Consider the following 16320-nt stretch of genomic DNA (forward strand, 5'->3'; position numbering starts at 1 on the left):
TATCCTCTCTGTGAACCCACAAAGTCAATTTACGAGTCCCTGGCAACTCTATATACTGTATTCTGGTGCAGAATGTAGCACAACTGGAGAGGAAAGAAAAGGACAATATGGCTACTTTGGAACACGATGATATGCGACCTTCCTCCGTCCATCCACCAATGGAAACTCCTCGGCTACGCATAGTGCAAATTATCGCTATAAGTATTTTCTGGTTTGCCCTCAATTTCCATTGGTCCGCCCTTGGCCTTATCATCATACCCAGCCAGGTTTACGTCCTGGTCGGCGAGCTGCATAAAGGCGAAGCACTCGCTTTTGTCCTGGTGCCTGGCGCCTTCGTCGCCTTATTCGCTAATCCTCTTTTCGGACTCCTCAGCGATCGCATGCGGGGTCGCTTCGCTCGCTGGGGAAAAAGGCGCCCCTACATTTTACTTGGTACGCTGGCGAACATCGGAGGGCTGATCTGGATGGCAGAGGCACGCGATATCACCTCTCTGGCCATCGCCTACCTCATCGTGCAATTCGCTAGCAATGCGGCCCAGGCGCCCTTCCACGCTCTCTTACCGGATATTGTTCCAGTTCCCCAGCGCGGCCTGACCTCGGGCATCATGGGCCTGCTCTCGATTGGCGGAAACATCGCAGGCGCACTCATCTCAGGCATGTACATAGACGCGTCCAAGCCCCTGGCCCAATATCAGCAAGGACTCTGGTTTACCTATGGAATTATTATCGTAATCCTCCTGGTGCTTATGCTTGTTACAATCTTTACGGTACGCGAGAAGCACGAAGGCGCACGCCCGGCTCAGAAGAGGGAAATTGTTTCCACCAGTAACACGCGGACAAGCTGGCTAAACCGTTCCCTGCTCATCACGGGTCTGGCAACTCTACTTGCCGCCGGAATTGTCTGGGGCCTCATGGCTCTCTGGAATATCTTCCAGCTCTTTGGTCTGCACATCACCACGGATGTCCAGCAAGTCGTGCTGGAAATCGTCGTAACGCTGGGCCTCTTTCGGGTCTTTGATTTTAATCCCAGGCGCGATCCCGATTTTGCCTGGGTTTTTGTGACACGCTTATTAATGATGATGGGGATCTACACTATTCAGACCTTTTTGCAATACTATATGCGCGATGTCGTTGGCGCCGCTCACCCCGAGCAGCAAACCACAAACTTTGTGATTGCCATCTCGCTCACCAGCCTCTTCAGTGCTCTGGGTGCCGGCTGGCTCTCGGATCGCGTAGGCCGTAAGCGCATGGTCTATCTTGCCGGTTGCTTGATGGCTCTCGTGGGTCTTATCTTTATCGTCACGCATTCCCTACCGATCGTACTGGCCTCGGGGGCTATCTTTGGCCTTGGCTACGGCGCCTATCAGAGCGTGGACTGGGCCCTGGTAGCCGATACATTACCTTCGCACGAGAATTATGCGCGCGATATGGGAGTCTGGAATATTTCTCTGGCGATACCCCAGATCATAGCTCCGGTGCTGGGGGGACCACTCATCGACTGGTTTGTGCGCCAGGGACAGGCGGTTTTCGGTTTTCAATTGCTCTTTGGCCTGGCTATCGTCTATTGCCTGGCAGGTACCTTCGCTGTACGCTATATTCGCAGCATTAAATAGGCGCTTTCCCTTAACAAAGAACAAGCTCCTAGCTGATTGCCAGGAGCTCCATATGCAGCTTGCTTAAAGGGCTGCGCTCGCTTTCTCAGGCTCATCGGCCTCAAGCAAGGAATGAGCAGTCTTGAGGGCCACCCCGCTGGCCTTTTTACGCAACATGAGTATCTCAGCGGCAATACTCAGCGCGATCTCATCGGGGGTCTCGGCGCCAAGATCGAGCCCGATAGGCGCATAGATCTCGGCCAGCCGCTCGCGGGAAATACCGGCCTTGAGCAGATCCTTGAAGATATGCTTCACTTTACTGGGGCTGCCAATCATACCAATATAGCCAGCTCTGGTTTGCAACGCCGCCTTGAGCGTATCTTCATCGAGGTGATGGCCACGCGTGACAATCACAATCCAGCTCGCGGAATCCGGCTGCAGTTCCAGGATCGATTGCGGAATATCGCCAAAGACGAGCTGAACTTTCTCGCCGAAGGCCTGCTGATCGGCCAGGTCGCGGCGATCATCAATGACTACAAGACGGAAATCAAGATGGCTGGCTAGTCTGGCTAACGCCTGGGCGACGTAACCAGCGCCAGCGATAATGAGGCGCGGCTCGGGCTGCAGCGTCTCAAAGAAAACCTCCAGCGTGGCCCCACAGCTTCCTACAGCCTCCCCTTGATCGGCATCCAGGTGTATGTGTGTAACGTGGGTGTGCTCTTCCTGTAGGGCGTGCAAGGCTTCACGAATAACCTTGCTATCAGTCTTCGGGCCGCCAAAGCTGCCATAAGTGCTGCCATCGCTATGAATGAGCATTTTACTGCCCACGCCGCAAGGAGCGGCTCCGATGGTCTTGACCACGCTGGCAACCACTACGCGCTCTCCACGCTGTAAGGAGGCCTGAATTTCAGAGTAGATGCCGGTAACTTTCATTAGCTTCCCCTTACGTCTCTTGTAAGCCAGGGCCCTGGGCAATAGCTCTTCCCGCGCAGCCAGCTCAGGTACGATATATGTAGCCTTAAACCTGGTCAGGCTTCGCTAGCGTTTGAGCGCTTCGATCGGCCCTGGTTTTGATGCTCACTCGCTGAGTATTCCAAATATGATACTTATTATAACATGAAAAAAAAGTCATAATATTCCCGTTTTTTCGCCGCCAGGTTGATCTTTGGAGGGCATTTCAGGGCGCCATTGCTTCCAGTATACAGGCGCCTGCAGCATAGATCGAGGTGTATACAGCCGCAGTTTTACTGGCCTGATACATATTACCATGTTTGCTACTCGCAAAAAGAATATCACCATGAGCGGTACTTGACAGAATGTTAGCAATCTTCTAGAATTCTAGAACTAAATTTCTAGTTATCTGTCAAAGTTTGAATGATGAGCGAAACAGGCGGAATTGTCAAGGACTGCTGCGGCGCACTCGTCAAACAAAATTTGACAAAGCACTAGTTTTAGGCCGCAAGTAAAATAGATGAACATAGGGATGACAGAACAGGAGTGTCAGATGATGGCAAATTCATTTAATCCGCGAGAACATTTATTGATGATCAAGAACAGGCAAGGTGCATCTGAATACTTACCTGTTCAGTGGAGGCTCGTCTGGTTCCGGCAGGAATGTCCCGAAGGCAGTATCGAGACCGAGCTGGTACATCTTGACCTGGAGAAAGAAACAGAAGAAGAGGCCTTTGTCTGGAATAACGAGAAGAAACGCAGCGAGAAGATCATCAAAACAGCGCCGGGACTGGCTATCTTTCGCGCGACAGTGAGGGATGGAAAAGGGGGCCTTGCCACGGGCACCAAGATGGAGAAGGCAGCCTCATTCCCCGACTATGTTGAGAAGGCCGAGACAGGAGCCATCGGACGCGCTCTGGCAGCCCTGGGCTTTGGCACCCAATTTGCCCCGGAGTTAGACGAATCCCACCGCATCGTCGATAGTCCGGTTGATCGCTCTAGCGCCAACGGCAACGGGCACAACGCAGCGGCCCGCGCCGAAGTCGCCTCAAGCAATGGCAAAGCTAACGGCAATGGTAATGCGGCCCGCGCCGAAATCGCGCCAGATGCTTCCGCAACAGATCAGCAGGTTGCCAGCATTCGCAAGCTATGCGAGCACATGGGCAAATCCGAGCCAGAGAACGTCACCTCTATCACCTATCTCAATGCCAAGAAGCTCATCCAACAATTGACTGCAGAATACAGAGAGTACAGGCAGCAAAATAACAAAGCTTCCTGATCTGCGCGTAGTCTACCTGACAAGCACAAAGTCATGGACAAAAGGAAAAGTCATGACCCCAGCCGAGATTGAATACGCCAATAAGCGTATGAAGCAAAAATGGTATGATCTGGCGATGGCAGAGCAGCAAGGAGTTTCTACGCCTACCCTTGAGCGCATGTACAACGCCTACATGCTCGCTGTAGACGAATACAATCGTTGCTGCGCTGTTTATCAACAGGAGAAGCTGCAGGAGGCCGATTCTGCTCCCAGCCACATTGCCCAGCAGAAACACAGGCGTAGGAGGGCCTCGTAGAAGTTGGAGACATGGGTATCGCAGGGGCCGGGCTTGCCCCGAGCCCCAGGGCATACCCGGGTTTATTGATCAGGCAAAAAGAAGTTCCATGCCATTTTGCCGGACGGCATACACATCCGGCAGATCTGGATCTCTGCCTCAAACGGGCCTACAAGCCCTTAATGAAATCGCTAATCGTATTGGCGACAGAAGCCGGAGCATCAAAAGGGGTCAAATGCCCCGCATCAGGGATCGTCACGAGCCGGGAACCTGCGATTTCACGGTGCAAACGCTCGGCATACTGTAGCGGGATCTGCTGATCCTTCTCTCCCCAGATAAGCAACGTCGGCTTCTTAGCCATCCCCAGATCCGTTGCTACCGAGTTCAAGTAGTAGGGGATCAGCAGGCGAATATGCTGGTAGAGCACCTCTTTGCCCACCTCGCTATCCCAGGGTTCCACATACTTATCCAATACCTCATCAAAGCCCTTGATATTTTGCACAGCATGGGGCAAGGTTGTGCGCAAATCGCGAATCACATCCTCTAGAGAAGTATGTTTAGGCGCATCGAAATCCTGGCGCTTCTCCATCTCGGGCAACGGCCAGTTTTCGGCAAAGGTATAGAGGTAGCAAATAGAATCGATAAGGACCAGAGCTGCAGTTTGCTCGCGATAGAGGCGCGTAGCCAGCACCTGCGCAACGCCGCCACCCAGGCCATGGCCCACCAGAATAATATTCGTAAGATTCAGCTTTTCAAGCAGAAAAGACAGCACATCAGCCTGACCCCAGACAGAAGTATCGGCCGGCCAGGGATGATCGGACTCGCCGAAACCGAGCATATCAAAAGCATAGACCGCCCGATTCAAGCCAGCCAGGCGGGGCATAACCTCTTCCCAGGCGAACGCACCAGCCGGAATATCGTGCAACAAAACAATCGCCCCATCCCGGCCATGCTCCTCGCCCTGAACCAGATAACTTAGCGTATAGTGAACGGAGCGCCCCGTACGCCGCTCAGGTGAGCCGACAACATTGGATATATTATTTGACATAAGTCCTCTCTCTTACTACACATGAGAGTAGCCAGGAGCCTCTCAAGCCTCTCGCTGCCCATAGGCATAGCACACAGGTGTACCTACCAGAGGAACACCTATCAGAAAAAGTGACGTCTACAGCCAACCATTTTCAGCGATGTAGCTGTAAAATAACAAACGGATGCTAAAGCCAGGCTGGCTGAAAGACGTCCTGCTAATACTATAACGCTAACTATGCCTTCGCGTACAGGTCTGGAACATTGTAGAAAGCGCTAAAGCCAGCATAAGTCGCGGTCTCGTTGCCCAGCTCATCCTCGATCACCAGGAGACGATTATACTTGGCCACACGCTCACTGCGTGCAGGAGCGCCGGTCTTGATTTGTCCGGCATTCGTCGCCACGACAAGATCGGCAATCGTCGTATCCTCAGTCTCACCCGAGCGATGAGAGATCACAGCAGTAAACGCGGCCCGCTTAGCCATCTCGATAGCCTCTAGCGTCTCCGTCAAAGTTCCGATCTGATTGAGCTTAATCAAAATGGAATTGGCCGAGTGCTCGGCGATGCCGCGCTTGAGGCGAGCGGTATTAGTGACAAAGAGATCATCCCCGACCAGTTGGACGCGATTGCCCAGGCGCTGGCGCAGATGGGACCAGCCTTCCCAATCATCCTCAGCCAGGCCATCCTCGATCGAAATAATCGGATACTCGCCAATCCACTTTTCGTAAAGATCCACCATCTCCTGAGAAGTGAGCGTGCGTCCCTCGCGTGCTAGCACATATTTCCCATTCTCATAAAACTCGCTGGCTGCCGGGTCCATTCCCAGAAAAATATCTACGCCTGGCTTATAACCCGCCGCCTCGATCGCCGCCACGATTACCTCTAAGGCCTCACGATTCGAGCTGAGCGAAGGAGCAAAGCCGCCCTCGTCGCCAACATTTGTATTGAACTTTCGCCCATGCAGAACCTTCTTCAGGCCCTGATAGACCTCGGCGCCCATGCGCAAAGCTTCACGGAACGAAGCCGCGCCTACAGGCAGAACCATGTACTCCTGCATATCCGTCGAATTATCAGCGTGCTTGCCCCCATTAAGGATATTCATCATGGGAACGGGGAGCGTACGAGCCGAGACACCACCAAGATAGCGATAGAGCGGCTGATGTTGCGCATGAGCCGCAGCTTTCGCCGCCGCCAACGAAACGCCAAGGATCGCATTAGCGCCCAGCTTAGCTTTATTGGTAGTCCCATCTAGCTCAATCATCACCTCATCAAGCATCACCTGATCAGTGGCATCCAGGCCCACCAGCGCATCGCTGATAATCTGCTGAACGTTTGTAACCGCCTTAAGCACGCCTTTACCGCCATAGCGGCTCTTATCGCCATCGCGCAACTCTACTGCTTCGTGCGCGCCGGTTGAGGCGCCGGAAGGGACAGCGGCTATTCCGCGCGCGCCGCCCATCAACAGTACCTCGACCTGAATGGTAGGATTGCCACGCGAATCAAGGATTTCGCGTGCTGTGACCTCCTCAATAGTGGTCAGGTCATTTGTATTATTTGGCATAAAATATCATCCTCCGCGAGAACCATGTATGTGCATGGGGTGCATAGTATGCTGGTCTTTTATCCTCTATGGATAGAGTGCTTGCGGGGCTATTGTACATCTTGTATAGGTGATTGGGCAAGAGAGTTTGGTATCCTCGTGTTATAGTCTTCTCGTATGGATTGTGAAAAGGAATTTGACTATGCTCAGCCCCTTCTCTTCTCAGCATACGCGCCTTGACAAACAGAGTGTGCCCGCTTGTAGTAAGGGTCAGGAACCTTTTACCAGGATAGAGCGCGCTCCAATTTTAGTGCCTGCATTCTACCCTGGTAAGCTGTTGTGGTTCTGAGCCTTCTTTTAGCCATCTGTATCGGCGTCGACAAAAATCTGGGCTGGCCGTCGAATGAGTGGCTGACGTGGAGAGGTTCCGTTGCGTAAAGAGCCGCTATTGCTACCGAAGCGCTTGTTAAAGGATGGTACCACGGGCTCGACCGTTGGCGTATCGTCAAGGCCATTGGGTAATTGTTGCTGCAACATATCAAGACCTCTGCGCAAGGTCATCATATCACGCATAAAGCACGCCACGGCAGAGGCTGCCGAGCCCTTATCCTTCGAGGTATCGTAACGGCGAGCAGTCGCCTCACCGGCTAGCTGAGCTGCTTCAGCCATAGGATCTGATGTTTTGGCGGCGTAAGCATCCTGAAAGATATCATCCCAACTACTCCAGCGACCGCGCAGAGGCTTCCAGCCTAGCTGGCTATCGCTGACCGTGCGCCACTTTTCCTCAGTAAACTGCAGCCAGTCATCCATCAGGCGGGCATAAGCTGCAAGTTGCTGGCGCAGGTGCTCTTCTTCCTCCGAAGGCCGCTGTGGGAAGCTCTGCGGAAGGCCATCCGTATTCTGGCTGCTAACAAAATCGCTATTTCCCAGCTGCTGAAATCCCATTCCAGGCTGGTTATTAAAGCCGCCAGCGCCCACATAAGAGGCAGAGTTGATATCCGATCCACCTGTAAAATATCCAGGGGCCCCCAGGGACAAATTTGCTGTCATCTGGCCATTAGGCATACCCAGCACGGGCAATTCGGTGCCAGCTGGCAATTCTCCAACGATATGTATACCGCTCGCGCCCAGAACCGGGCTCATCATAGCAGTTGCATCATGCAGTAGAACACCTTCAGAGAGGCCAGGCAGTCCACCAATCACAATTTCTTCATGTCCAACAGCATCAAGTATACGCCATGCAAGCCGTGGGTTTTTAACTGCCCACCAGATACGACGTGAAATAAACGTGGAGGCGAACGCGAAGTTCACTACCAGCCACACAATCCCTCGCACAGCTAGCCAGTTGACGAGCGCAAGAATAATAATCATATACCAGGGATCATGCTGACCGGCTTCCTCGATAAAGGTCAACACTGCGGCCACGGTCAGGCTAGGATCACGCAATGGATTAATAAAATCCAGAATGCGCCCAAGCCATTTCCTGCCAGTTTTTTCTTCCAATGTGCGCTCCTCTCGATGTTGCCGCTGGTCCGGCTGACTTATGTATTTCTCTGCTGCTTGCAGGGCAATTCTAGCACGCGCCCTGCGCATCCGCAAGTTACTTTACTTTGTTCGCTATTGCTTAATATCGAGCTTATCATCAAGTACAACGGATGCCCCGCAAGCTATACAGAAGAATGGTACTAATGTACCTCTTTATGTCATCTGGTAACGCCTGACGAGCCTGGCTTTTCTTTCGAGCTTAGAGTGCAAGATATTGCTGCTGCCGAGCTAAAAGCTCTGTGATACCCTGCTCGGCCAGATCCAGCAAGGCGTTCATGGTGCTTCGGCCGAATACGCCGCCCTCGCCAGTGCCCTGCAGCTCTACAAAATCGTGCCCACTCGTCATGACCACATTAAAATCAACGTCGGCACGGGAGTCTTCGGCATAACATAGATCGAGCATTAGATCACCGCCAACTATTCCTACGCTGGTAGCGGCCACAGCTGTATGCAGTGGATGTTGAGCTAACAAGCCCTGCTTGAGCAAAAGCGAGCAGGCGCGATGGAGGGCGATATAGGCTCCAGTAATCGCTGCGGTGCGCGTGCCGCCATCAGCCTGCAGCACATCGCAGTCAAGGGTGATCGTGCGCGGTCCCAGCAGCTGCATATCAACAGCGGCACGCAGCGAGCGCCCAATCAAACGCTGGATCTCCTGCGTACGGCCGCTCACACGCCCGCTGCGCTCACGCGCACTACGCGTATGGGTAGCGCGAGGCAGCATATTATATTCAGCCGTCACCCACCCTTGCGCCTTCCCCTCCAGGAACGGCGGCACCTTCTCTTCCACAGTAGCGGCACAGAGAACGCGCGTCTTGCCGGTCTCGATAAGGACCGAGCCCTCGGCATAGTCCAGGTAATCAATAGTAATAGTAACCGGCCTGAGTTGAGCCGAATCACGCCCATCAATACGTGTCATATATAGAAAGCCTTTCAGGTTGTGATATTTGTCATTATTCTACCTTGAACGATGAGGTGTTACCAAAGTCATAGTCGAGGGTCAGGACATTCAAGTTTCAATTGCCCTCATGTACAGGAAAGGGAAGCGAAACCGCGTCCCAAAAGTTAAGGGCTCACGCCCTTAATAATCCCAATTTGGGGTAAATAGAAGACCTTGAGTAGAAGGTCAGGTATTAGCCCAGCGACGCTGCACTTTGCCAGCGCAGTCAGGTGCCATAGCGCTAAACCTCCCAATATCTCCTTCCCTTCCTGCCAGCGTTTCGAGAAGAGCACATAACATGAAAAAAAGCTCTGCCCTACTGGCGGGCTGGCTATGTCTAATTTCTGGTATCCTGGTAATGTTATACCATTGTATGGTAACATTACACTTGGTGTCTTGCGTAACGCCGTCATTTAGGATGTGGTGTGTCTGTAGTTCAGACCGTACCAGGTGTCACTTTGCCTGACTCATAAGGCACCTGGAGGATCGATACGGTCCACAGGTCCAATGGCAAGAACAGTAAGCACCTGCTTAGAAAGGATAAACCCATGCCCACGCGGATGAAAACTCCAACTGATCCTCCGCAATTGACGCATGTGAATCGTCTCATCATTGCTTCCAATCGTGGTCCCGTTGAATATCAACTCACTCACGATAACACGCTCAAGGCTCGTCGAGGCGCCGGGGGTATGGTAACAGCTCTCATTGATGCTGGTAATCGTATGGATGTAACCTGGGTTGCAATGACTATGACAGAGGGTGATCGTCGCGCCGTCAAAGAGGCACAGGCGCATGGCGGTTTGCTCGAATCACCAATTCGCGGTCAGAACATGCAACTGCGCTATGTTGCAATTCCCAAAACTGCGTACCGCAAGCATTACGAAAAAATGAGTAATGAGGTACTGTGGTTTTTACAACACTATATGTATGACCCTAATCAGGGATCTACCCGGGCCTTGCAAGATGCCTGGGAGAATGGTTATTGCGTCGCCAACCGGGCTATCGCTGATGCGATAAATGCCGAGATCGAGCGCGAGACGACGCCGCCCGTGGTAATGTTGCAAGACTACCATCTCTATCTTGCCGCCGCGATGATTCGTCAACGCCACCCTGCGATTGTCATGCAGCAGTTCGTCCATATTCCCTGGCCTGATATCCGTTGCTGGCATTTTCTCCCCAGCAATATTGCACAAGCTATCTATAGTGGCTTAGCCGGTAATGACATTATCGGTTTCCAAACTGAGCGCGACGCACGTAATTTTCTTGAGGGCGCACGCACCATGCTAGAAGGCGCTGTCGTCGATTTTGAGGAAGGGGCAGTATGGTGGCAGGGCCATCGTACGCAGGCTCGTTCCTATCCTATCTCTATCTCGGTGACCGAGGAGCGCCGTGTTGTCAATAGCACAGCCGGTAAGCGGGCGGCCGAGAAGATTATGCCATTGCTCAACGAGCATACTGTCATGCGCGTGGATCGTATTGAGCCTACCAAGAACATAGTACGCGGGTTTGAGGCTTATGACTACATGCTTGAGCGTCATCCCGAGCTACATGGAAAAGTTAACTTTCTTGCCTTCCTGGTTCCTTCGCGCCAGACTGTGCCGATCTATCGCCGTACGACTGCTGAGGTCATGGCGGCCATCGAAGACACCAATAAAAAGTACGGTACAGAAGATTGGACACCTATTCACGCCTTTTGCGATAATGATCGGACGCGCGCGCTTGCTGCCATGCAGTATTACGATGCACTATTGGTAAATCCGATCATCGATGGTATGAATCTGGTAGCCAAAGAAGGACCTGTCGTCAATCAGCGCAATGGAGTGCTGGTTCTTTCACGGACAGCTGGAGCATTTCAGCAGCTGGGCAAAGGCTCTATTCCTACCTCACCTATCGACGTTATAGAGACATCTCAGGCCTTATATAAGGCTCTCACACTCTCTCCTGAGGAACGAGAGATAAAAGCTAACCTTGCGCGACAGGCTGTAGAGCGAAGTGATCTCAATGTGTGGTTATCACGACAAATACGGGATATTAACGAACTATTGGAGCGTACGCTTCCCCTTCCCGGCACAACCCCGGTAGCGATTGCTGAAGATAGTACTAGCGAGATCGTGGCAAACGTAAGCTAGAGCAAAAATATATGCAGGGAAGGATTCCCCTGCATACATCTTTGTTCGTCCTTCGATTAACGGACGTCTAACTCAACTTCGTTATCATCCCCTGCGATCACCTGTGTGTGTTGGCCAGAACGCACAAAGCGTAAATGGAGGTGCTGCCCACCCAGGTGCAGGTCGCGTATTTCCATCTTCTGCAACCACTCAGGTAATGTGGGTCGGTCAAGACGGAGGCAATGATGCTCCGCATCTGGTCGGAAGCCCAGTAAGGCATTGACTAGGAGAAATGGGGCTCCAGCCGCCCAGGCCTGAGGCGAACAGGCCACAGGATAACGCGTTGGACCATAGCCCTCTCGCCGTGGAAAGCCGCAGTAGAGCTCTGGCAGGCGCGCCGCTTCAAAGTACAGGCTGGCGTGATAAATCCCCTGTAAAAGCTGACCAGCTTCGGTTTTGCGCCCATAGCGCGCAAAGCCTTCGCCTACCATGGCTGTATCATGGGGCCAGACCGAGCCGTTATGATAGCTCATCGGATTATAGCGCCTGGCCTGGGTTGATAGCGTGCGCATTCCCCAGCCATTGTACATATCCTTTTGCATGAGCCGCGAGACTACGCGCTGAGCCTGCTCTTCTGGCACGATTCCTGACCAGAGACACTGACCTGCATTTGAAGAGACTACATCACAAGGTTTCTTCTCAGCATCAAGGGCCTCGTAGAAAACCTGCTCTTCTTCCCACCAGAAGTGGCGCAAAAAGTTTTCGCGTAAGCTCTGAGCGCGCTGTTGCCAGGATTGAACCTCCTGCGTTTTCCCAAGCCGTCCGGCCAGGTAGCTCGTAGCATTAAAGGCTGCAAAGGCATAACCCTGCACTTCGCACAGGGCGATAGGTGAGCGCGCAAGCAGTCCATCGCTGTGCGAGACGGAATCCCAGGCATCCTTCCAACCCTGATTCGCCAATCCCTTTTCGGAGGCCTTGTGATACTCTATAAAGCCATCCCCATCGCGGTCGCCATATTCTACTATCCAGCGCGCGGCAGCCTCTACATTAGGCCAGAGCTTCTCCGCTAGCTCCAGGTCATTGGTCCAGCGCGTATACTTCTCTAGCGTGATCAAGAAAAGTGGCGTCACATCGATGCTACCATAATAGGGGATATAGGGAATCTCGCGGCAGTTAGCCATCTCGCCGGTACGTAGCTCATGCAGCATCTTGCCAGGTTCCTCGTCGGTAAACGGCTCTACTTTGTTTCCCTGATGAGCCGCAAGAAACTTGAGCGCCCCACGCGTTACGTCAGGGAACCAGGGCAAGAATTCCAGGCAGGTTATCAATCCATCGCGCCCAAAGGGGCAGGAGAACCAGGGAATACCGGCATATGGGTAGTACCCCTGCGGGGTTAAGGTGCTGAGCATGGTTAAATCATTCATACCGCGTGTGAGCAGGCGATTGAAGAGCGGGTCGTCGGTGGTCAAGGTCGGCTGCGGCAGCTCATATTTGCTGGGCATGGCTACGCTCGGCGCAAAACGCTCTGCATTGGCCTCCTTCATCTTTATCACGACACGTATTTCTACCGGCTCATCCCGCTTGAGCTGCAATTTCCAGAACACGCGATCCGAGAGCACGCGATCGGCGGCCGGCATAAACGCACAGCGGGTCTGCCGCTCTACGTCATCGAGCCCCTGATAGCTGAATATTACAGAATCGTTCTCTCTCTCTGGTGTCTGTTGTTGCCCATGAGCTTCACGCAGGCTACCCCGCACCTCAAACAAATCACAAAAATCCGCCCCCAACTTGAGACTTAAGGTTAACGGAACTGGCATTGTATAGAAGCTGGTAACCGTAAAGACCTGAACCAGTTGTTCCGCTTGCAGATCGAGATAGCGATTGACGTGAATCGTTCCTTGCTCCACATTGATGTCATGCTCAATGGTAAATGCATGATTCGTCAAATCGATCTGGCATTCGTTACCCATGTTAGCAACATGATGCGAAAGTACCTGAAGAGGACGTCCTTGCAGGAAAAGATTGCAAGCTCGCAGAAAGCGCGTTCCATGCCAGAAAAGCCCCATCTCTTTCTGTGAAGGCGTGATGTCGCCATGCACATCAGAGATAAAGAAGGCATCGCTATACTTGAGGGTAATCTGCGGCATGTGAAAATTGCCTGCAGTATCCTGGTCCTCAAGCAAGTCCGACTGGAACTCTTCGTCAGCTTTGCTTTCTATGGATTGAAGCAGTATCGCCTCTGATACGTTGTCCGTCATAAACTATGTCTCTTTCTACTTACAAAGGTGAACATCTATGGCTGCCCATCCATGTGGATAGACATGATTGGAATGCAGCGACGGAGCCCATGCTTCTCTTTTAAGAGACTTCGACCTGCAAGTAGCATTTATGTAATGCTCGATTAAAAGTAACCCGAACCAACTTTTGGGGATAAACGGGCCATTCTAGCAATAAAAGATAATGCGACTCTCCCTTCGGATGAGTCGCAGTTGTAAGGCACTGCTAAAATAGGTGCGCCAGGTCTCTAGAATTTCTGCGTGTACTTGTAAAGGACCCTCTACAAAATTGCAGAGGGTTCTACAGAAACTTTAACAAAGAAAATCTGTAGAATATTCCATTCCCTTTGAGTTGTATAACGTAGCTATGTGAAAAGGTAACACCAGGCAGAGAAAAGGGGGGCCTGAAGGGGGTAGATGGTACCAGGAAAAGCGCTGACTGGCGGCTTTAGCGCGCTTGAGCAAATTTGTGCTAGAATAGCATCATGCTCAGAACACTTACTGCAACGCGCTATGTCACGCCGCTAAGAGAAGGTGGCTCACTGCCTGCTATCGTGGAGGCCGATGATGATGGCCTCTACGTATTAAAGTTTCGCGGGGCCGGCCAGGGTCTGAAGGCCTTGATTGCCGAACTTGTGGCAGGCGAAATCGGGCGCGCCCTGGGCCTGGCGGTACCCGAGATAGTTTTTATTGAGCTTGATCCTGTGCTGGGCCGCTCGGAGCCTGATTTTGAGATTCAAGCTTTGATCAAGGCCAGCGAGGGGCTTAACCTGGCGCTCGATTACTTGCCAGGGGCGCTGCCCTTTGAGCAGCGCAATGCGCTGGAGCTGGACCCGCTGCTGGCTTCTTCCATCGTCTGGTTTGATGCCTATGTCACCAATGTGGATCGCACGCCGCGCAATACCAATATGCTCTTCTGGCACAAGCGCTTGATGCTCATTGATCACGGGGCTTCGCTCTACTTTCATCATATCGATGGCCAGTATCAAGAGCGCAGCCGCAATCCTTTCTCTGCGATTAAAGAACATGTCCTGCTCCCTGTCGCCAGCCAGCTGGTCGAGGCCGATGCCATCCTGAAGGGGCGCCTGAACTCGACAGTGCTGCAGCAAATTATTGAGGCGATTCCGACCGCATGGCTAAACGATGAACACTTCGAAGATGCCCAGGCCCAGCGTTCCGCCTATCTTGCCTATTTACTGGATCGCCTGGCATCTTCGCATATCTTTGTGGAGGAAGCTGTGAATGCGCGCGCCCGTATCCTATGATTATGCTCTCATTCGCGTTGTGCCCCGGGTTGAGCGCGGAGAATGTATCAATGTAGGGGTCATTCTCTTCTGTCGCATGCACCGATTTCTGGGGGCGCTGACGCATCTCGATGCCGCGCGCCTGCAGGTGCTGGCTCCGGACCTTGACCTGACTGAGGTGCAATGTCATCTTGAGGCGATTCCTCTGCTCTGTGCCGGCGATGCACGAGCCGGCTCGCTGAGCCAGTTATCGCAGCCTGAGCGCTTCCACTGGCTGGTTGCTCCTCGCAGCACGATTATTCAGACCTCTGCTGTGCATTCTGGCCTCTGCAACGATCCCGAGGCGACACTCCACCATTTGCTTAAAACGATGGTCTTACTATAACTGTAAACTGAGCAACTATTAAGAAGGGTGAGAAACGATTTAGCCTCCAGAGCAGAATCGTTTCTCTGCTAGCTTAAAGCCTGGTGATTATATAAGATCTGGGCTAACGGAAGCGCAAGCCTTCGTGACGGAGCAATACCCCGCGCACATCCTCTGGCGTGATAACGGCGATATCGCCGGCGATACAGCGCTTGAGGGCCGCAAAGGCATTGCCAAAGGTGAGCGGGGAGAGCGGATAGCGCTCGCGCAATTCGCGGTAAAGTGGACCTTCCAAATAAGCGTAGAGGTAGCCAGCGGCGAAGGCGTCGCCGGAGCCAAAGCGGGCAGTTCCCTCTGTCTGTATGGCCGCTTCGGTTGTATAAATGTCGTTCTGGAGCTGGGCCGAGCCCGCGTCGCCTAAGGTCAGCACAATAGTCTTTGCGCTCTCCCCAGCAGAGAAGCGTGCAGCCATCTGGCGCAGGACGGCTTCAGGCTCGCCACTAATCCCCCACAGCTCGGCGGCATCGGCCCGGGTGCAAAATACAATGCTGGCCTGACGGCAGGCATCCTCAATAGCATTAGCGGCCTCGCTGGCTGGCCAGAGCTTGGCCCGATAGTTCACATCGAAAACGAGAGGAATCTGTTGCGCCTGAGCTCGGGCCATCAGGCGCCGGCACACTTCGCGCGCATTCGCACTAAGAGCAGGTGTGATACCGGTGAGGTGGAGCAACCTGGCCTTATCGACGAGCGTGTAATCTACGGCGGCGGGATCAAGCAGCGCGCAGGCCGAGTTGGCGCGATCATAATATACCTGGGTTCCCAGCGGCGCCGGCGCTTCCTCTGAATAGTAAATTCCCAGCCGACTATCCTGCTCGCTCCAGATAACCTGGCTTGTATCCACGCCATGATGGCGTAGCTCGGTCTCTATATGCCTACCCACGGGGCTCGCCGGTAGGGCCGAAAGCCAGGTAGCTTGCAGTTGCATACGGGCCAGGCAGGCCAGCGTATTTGACTCCGTGCCACCAACATAGACCACAAAATGTGGTGTTGTCTCCAGGCGTAAACCCGGCGCGGCACAGAGCCGTAGCATTGTCTCGCCGAAACTGATAATATCCATCCTGATCTTCCTTTCTGCGACCTCAGACGAAGTGAAATCAGGCTCATGATATAATGTAGGACAAGT

The 16320-nt window shown here is 53.0% G+C and carries 13 protein-coding genes; 6 read left to right on the plus strand and 7 right to left on the minus strand.

Features of this window, described 5'->3' with window-relative positions:
- Nucleotides 1-107 precede the first annotated feature (107 nt).
- On the plus strand, nucleotides 108-1613 hold the full coding sequence (locus tag EPA93_RS30880; protein WP_129891213.1) for an MFS transporter: 1506 nt from the start codon (nucleotides 108-110) through the stop codon (nucleotides 1611-1613).
- A 63-nt stretch (nucleotides 1614-1676) separates the two neighbouring features.
- Here EPA93_RS30880 and EPA93_RS30885 read toward each other — a convergent pair whose 3' ends face one another.
- A complete protein-coding gene (locus tag EPA93_RS30885) occupies nucleotides 1677-2525 on the minus strand; it encodes an XdhC family protein (protein WP_129891214.1) in 849 nt (282 codons plus the stop codon).
- Between the two features lie 571 nt (nucleotides 2526-3096).
- On the opposite strand from EPA93_RS30885, the gene EPA93_RS30890 reads away from it, so the two are divergent.
- Nucleotides 3097-3822 carry a hypothetical protein gene (locus EPA93_RS30890; RefSeq protein WP_129891215.1) on the plus strand — a complete coding sequence of 242 codons (726 nt, stop codon included), beginning with the start codon at nucleotides 3097-3099 and terminating at the stop codon, nucleotides 3820-3822.
- A 52-nt stretch (nucleotides 3823-3874) separates the two neighbouring features.
- Complete coding sequence (locus tag EPA93_RS30895) at nucleotides 3875-4117, plus strand: hypothetical protein (RefSeq protein ID WP_129891216.1); 243 nt, start codon at nucleotides 3875-3877, stop codon at nucleotides 4115-4117.
- A gap of 148 nt (nucleotides 4118-4265) precedes the next feature.
- Here EPA93_RS30895 and EPA93_RS30900 read toward each other — a convergent pair whose 3' ends face one another.
- The 4 genes from EPA93_RS30900 to rph all read right to left on the minus strand — a co-directional run bounded on the left by EPA93_RS30900 (nucleotide 4266) and on the right by rph (nucleotide 9124).
- Nucleotides 4266-5144 (minus strand): alpha/beta fold hydrolase, encoded by an 879-nt coding sequence (locus tag EPA93_RS30900; RefSeq protein WP_129891217.1) that lies wholly within the window; start codon nucleotides 5142-5144, stop codon nucleotides 4266-4268.
- Nucleotides 5145-5358: 214 nt separating this feature from the next.
- Entirely contained in the window at nucleotides 5359-6663 is a 1305-nt protein-coding gene (gene eno / locus EPA93_RS30905; RefSeq protein ID WP_129894707.1) for a phosphopyruvate hydratase, read from the minus strand.
- 357 nt (nucleotides 6664-7020) lie between these two features.
- Nucleotides 7021-8166, minus strand: a complete 1146-nt coding sequence (locus EPA93_RS30910; protein ID WP_129891218.1) for a hypothetical protein — start codon at nucleotides 8164-8166, stop codon at nucleotides 7021-7023.
- Between the two features lie 241 nt (nucleotides 8167-8407).
- Nucleotides 8408-9124, minus strand: coding sequence for a ribonuclease PH (gene rph / locus EPA93_RS30915; RefSeq protein ID WP_129891219.1), 717 nt, complete (start codon nucleotides 9122-9124; stop codon nucleotides 8408-8410).
- A 569-nt stretch (nucleotides 9125-9693) separates the two neighbouring features.
- Between rph and EPA93_RS30920 the strand changes: the two genes are divergently transcribed.
- Entirely contained in the window at nucleotides 9694-11274 is a 1581-nt protein-coding gene (locus tag EPA93_RS30920; protein WP_129891220.1) for an alpha,alpha-trehalose-phosphate synthase (UDP-forming), read from the plus strand.
- A 56-nt stretch (nucleotides 11275-11330) separates the two neighbouring features.
- Here the strand turns inward: EPA93_RS30920 and EPA93_RS30925 are convergent, their stop codons facing one another.
- Nucleotides 11331-13511 carry an amylo-alpha-1,6-glucosidase gene (locus EPA93_RS30925; RefSeq protein ID WP_129891221.1) on the minus strand — a complete coding sequence of 727 codons (2181 nt, stop codon included), beginning with the start codon at nucleotides 13509-13511 and terminating at the stop codon, nucleotides 11331-11333.
- Between the two features lie 503 nt (nucleotides 13512-14014).
- Between EPA93_RS30925 and EPA93_RS30930 the strand changes: the two genes are divergently transcribed.
- Nucleotides 14015-14794, plus strand: coding sequence for a HipA family kinase (locus EPA93_RS30930; RefSeq protein ID WP_129891222.1), 780 nt, complete (start codon nucleotides 14015-14017; stop codon nucleotides 14792-14794).
- Nucleotides 14772-15158 (plus strand): DUF3037 domain-containing protein, encoded by a 387-nt coding sequence (locus EPA93_RS30935; RefSeq protein ID WP_129891223.1) that lies wholly within the window; start codon nucleotides 14772-14774, stop codon nucleotides 15156-15158. The genes EPA93_RS30930 and EPA93_RS30935 overlap by 23 nt, the downstream gene beginning before the upstream one ends.
- A 103-nt stretch (nucleotides 15159-15261) precedes the next feature.
- Here EPA93_RS30935 and EPA93_RS30940 read toward each other — a convergent pair whose 3' ends face one another.
- Complete coding sequence (locus tag EPA93_RS30940; protein WP_129891224.1) at nucleotides 15262-16254, minus strand: sugar kinase; 993 nt, start codon at nucleotides 16252-16254, stop codon at nucleotides 15262-15264.
- Nucleotides 16255-16320: the final 66 nt, after the last annotated feature.

Source organism: Ktedonosporobacter rubrisoli, assembly GCF_004208415.1.
Taxonomy (GTDB): domain Bacteria; phylum Chloroflexota; class Ktedonobacteria; order Ktedonobacterales; family Ktedonobacteraceae; genus Ktedonosporobacter; species Ktedonosporobacter rubrisoli.

What these genes read in the sequence shown, in the direction of transcription:
- EPA93_RS30925 (WP_129891221.1), bottom strand. Translation starts at nt 13,511, where the DNA reads ATGACGGACAACGTATCAGAGGCGATACTGCTTCAATCCATAGAAAGC.
- rph (WP_129891219.1), bottom strand. Translation starts at nt 9,124, where the DNA reads ATGACACGTATTGATGGGCGTGATTCGGCTCAACTCAGGCCGGTTACT.
- EPA93_RS30895 (WP_129891216.1), top strand. Translation starts at nt 3,875, where the DNA reads ATGACCCCAGCCGAGATTGAATACGCCAATAAGCGTATGAAGCAAAAA.
- EPA93_RS30940 (WP_129891224.1), bottom strand. Translation starts at nt 16,254, where the DNA reads ATGGATATTATCAGTTTCGGCGAGACAATGCTACGGCTCTGTGCCGCG.
- EPA93_RS30885 (WP_129891214.1), bottom strand. Translation starts at nt 2,525, where the DNA reads ATGAAAGTTACCGGCATCTACTCTGAAATTCAGGCCTCCTTACAGCGT.
- EPA93_RS30935 (WP_129891223.1), top strand. Translation starts at nt 14,772, where the DNA reads ATGCGCGCGCCCGTATCCTATGATTATGCTCTCATTCGCGTTGTGCCC.
- EPA93_RS30880 (WP_129891213.1), top strand. Translation starts at nt 108, where the DNA reads ATGGCTACTTTGGAACACGATGATATGCGACCTTCCTCCGTCCATCCA.
- EPA93_RS30920 (WP_129891220.1), top strand. Translation starts at nt 9,694, where the DNA reads ATGCCCACGCGGATGAAAACTCCAACTGATCCTCCGCAATTGACGCAT.
- EPA93_RS30930 (WP_129891222.1), top strand. Translation starts at nt 14,015, where the DNA reads ATGCTCAGAACACTTACTGCAACGCGCTATGTCACGCCGCTAAGAGAA.
- EPA93_RS30900 (WP_129891217.1), bottom strand. Translation starts at nt 5,144, where the DNA reads ATGTCAAATAATATATCCAATGTTGTCGGCTCACCTGAGCGGCGTACG.
- EPA93_RS30890 (WP_129891215.1), top strand. Translation starts at nt 3,097, where the DNA reads ATGATGGCAAATTCATTTAATCCGCGAGAACATTTATTGATGATCAAG.